The sequence below is a fragment of the Rhodoferax sp. genome (assembly GCF_039922535.1).
Taxonomy (GTDB): domain Bacteria; phylum Pseudomonadota; class Gammaproteobacteria; order Burkholderiales; family Burkholderiaceae_C; genus Rhodoferax_B.
Map to the genome: position 1 here is coordinate 1 of NZ_JBDTEM010000139.1, position 2,077 is coordinate 2,077.

Here is a 2,077-nt window from a genome sequence, read left to right on the forward strand (position 1 = left end):
GTAGGCGCGCTGGTGCTGACGCTGCTGACCACCTGCATGTTTTTGACCTCCATCTACTTCAGCTTTCGGGACAGCTTTGCGGTAGATACCGTGGAAGAAAAAACCCCAGACGCTATTGAATAAATAGCTGCCTGCGCAGGTTCCATCTGCGCCAGAGGCCGATTTATATACTTTTTTGGTTCACGCACTGGGACAGAGCTTCGGCGCTTTCCTTGCGCTCGCTATAGCGGTCCACTAGGTAAGCCGCCGCATCCCGGGTCAACAGGGTGAACTTGACCAACTCCTCCATCACATCGACCACCCGGTCGTAGTAGGCCGACGGTTTCATCCGCCCGGCCTCGTCAAATTCCATAAACGCCTTGGCCACCGACGACTGGTTGGGGATGGTCAGCATGCGCATCCAGCGGCCCAGCACGCGCAGCTGGTTCACGGCATTGAACGACTGCGAGCCGCCGCTGACCTGCATCACAGCCAACGTCTTGCCCTGGGTGGGCCGCACCGCGCCCTGGGCGAGCGGAATCCAATCGATCTGGGTCTTCATGACCCCGGTCATCGCGCCGTGCCGCTCGGGCGATGTCCAGACCATGCCCTCGGCCCACAGCGCCAGGTCGCGCAGTTCCTGCACCTTGGGGTGGGATTCGGGCGCGCTGTCGGCCAACGGCAGGCCGTGGGGGTCGAAGGTACGGGTTTCTGCCCCCATCGCGGTCAGCAAACGGGCCGCCTCCTCGCTCAGCAGGCGGCTGAACGCGCGTTCGCGCAGCGAGCCGTAAAGCAGCAGGATGCGCGGCGGGTGGGTGGACGGTGTCGTGCTGGCTAGGGCCGCCTGGTTGGGCACCTGGAACAGTGCCGGAACGATATTCGGCAACTCAAACAAGGCGCTCCCCCTGCGTGTTGACCACTTTTTCGCCGTCCTCCTTGGCAAACGCACCCTGCTGCGGTTGCGGCAGGATGTCCAGCACCGCCTCGGACGGGCGGCACAGCCTGGCCCCCAGCGCGGTGGTCACGATGGGCCGCTCTAGCAGGATGGGGTGGGCCACGATGGCATCAATCAAAGCATCGTCGCCCAGGTCCGGGTTGCCCAACCCCAGTTCTTCAAACGGCGTGCCCTTTTTGCGCAGTACCGCCCGCACCGGCAGGCCCAGTTGGGCGACCAAGGCCCGCAGCTGGTCGCCGTCGAGCGGGGTTTTGAGGTACTGCACCACGGTGGGTTCGATGCCCGCGTTGCGGATCAGGGCCAACACATTGCGCGAGGTTCCGCAGGCCGGGTTGTGGAAGATGGTGGTGTCCGACATGTATTTCTCCGGAGGAAGGTTCAAAAAGGCGGGCCACCCCCAGGCCCAACAGCGCGCCCACGCACTGCGCCAGCACAAAGCCGGGCGCGCTGGCCGGGGCGATGCCCGAAAACGTGTCGCTCAGCATGCGGCCCAGCACGGCGGCGGGGTTGGCAAAGCTGGTGCTGGCGGTAAACCAGTAGGCCGCACCGATATAGCAGGCCACCAGCGCGCTGGCCTTGCCCGCCGGGGCCCGCAGGATGACCAAAATCAGCCCGGCCATCGCCACGGCCTCGGCAATCCACTGGCCGGTGCCGGTCCGCAGTTTGGTGCTGGTTTGCAGCAGAGGCAGGTCAAACATGGCATGTGCCAGCCAGGCACCCAGCACCGCGCCCAGCAGCTGAAATACTATAAAAAACAGAGCTGCCCGTGCAGGTAGCGTATGCGCCAACTGCCCTTTTGACCACATAACCAGTGTGACCAGCGGGTTGAAGTGCGCACCGCTCACCGGGCCCAGCAGTTCAATCAAAACATACAAGGCCCACACCGTTGCCAGCGTGTTGGCCAGCAACGCCACCGCCAGGTTGCCGCCCGCCAGCCGTTCGGCCATCACGCCCGAGCCAACCACCGCGCACAGCAGCCCGGCCGTGCCCAGGCACTCGGCCAACAGCTGCTGGACAAGCCGTGGTTTAGCAGGCGGCACAAACCACCTCCACCGCGCAAGGCGCACCCTGGCAGCAGTGCTCGGTCAGGTAACCCAGCAGCGCGTTCATCTGGTCGAAGTTGGCGCGGTAGATCAGGTTGCG

2 protein-coding genes and 2 pseudogenes are annotated in these 2,077 nt (G+C 64.3%); all 4 read right to left on the minus strand.

The genetic code is table 11. The features are described from left to right. Positions 1 to 163: 163 nt before the first annotated feature. Positions 164 to 874: an arsenical resistance protein ArsH gene (gene arsH / locus ABI213_RS06410; protein WP_348007256.1), complete on the minus strand. Its 711-nt coding sequence runs from the start codon at positions 872 to 874 to the stop codon at positions 164 to 166. Further along, the gene (gene arsC / locus ABI213_RS06415) at positions 867 to 1,292 is read right to left on the minus strand and encodes an arsenate reductase (glutaredoxin) (protein WP_348007255.1); all 426 of its coding nucleotides are present in this window, start codon (positions 1,290 to 1,292) and stop codon (positions 867 to 869) included. The genes arsH and arsC overlap by 8 nt, the downstream gene beginning before the upstream one ends. 16 nt (positions 1,293 to 1,308) lie before the next feature. Beyond that, a pseudogene (locus ABI213_RS06420) lies at positions 1,309 to 1,974 on the minus strand (MIP/aquaporin family protein); the annotation flags it as partial. Next, positions 1,961 to 2,077, minus strand: a pseudogene (locus tag ABI213_RS06425) (transcriptional regulator); the annotation flags it as partial. The pseudogenes ABI213_RS06425 and ABI213_RS06420, both read right to left, overlap by 14 nt.

What these genes read in the sequence shown, in the direction of transcription:
- arsC (WP_348007255.1), bottom strand. Translation starts at nt 1,292, where the DNA reads ATGTCGGACACCACCATCTTCCACAACCCGGCCTGCGGAACCTCGCGC.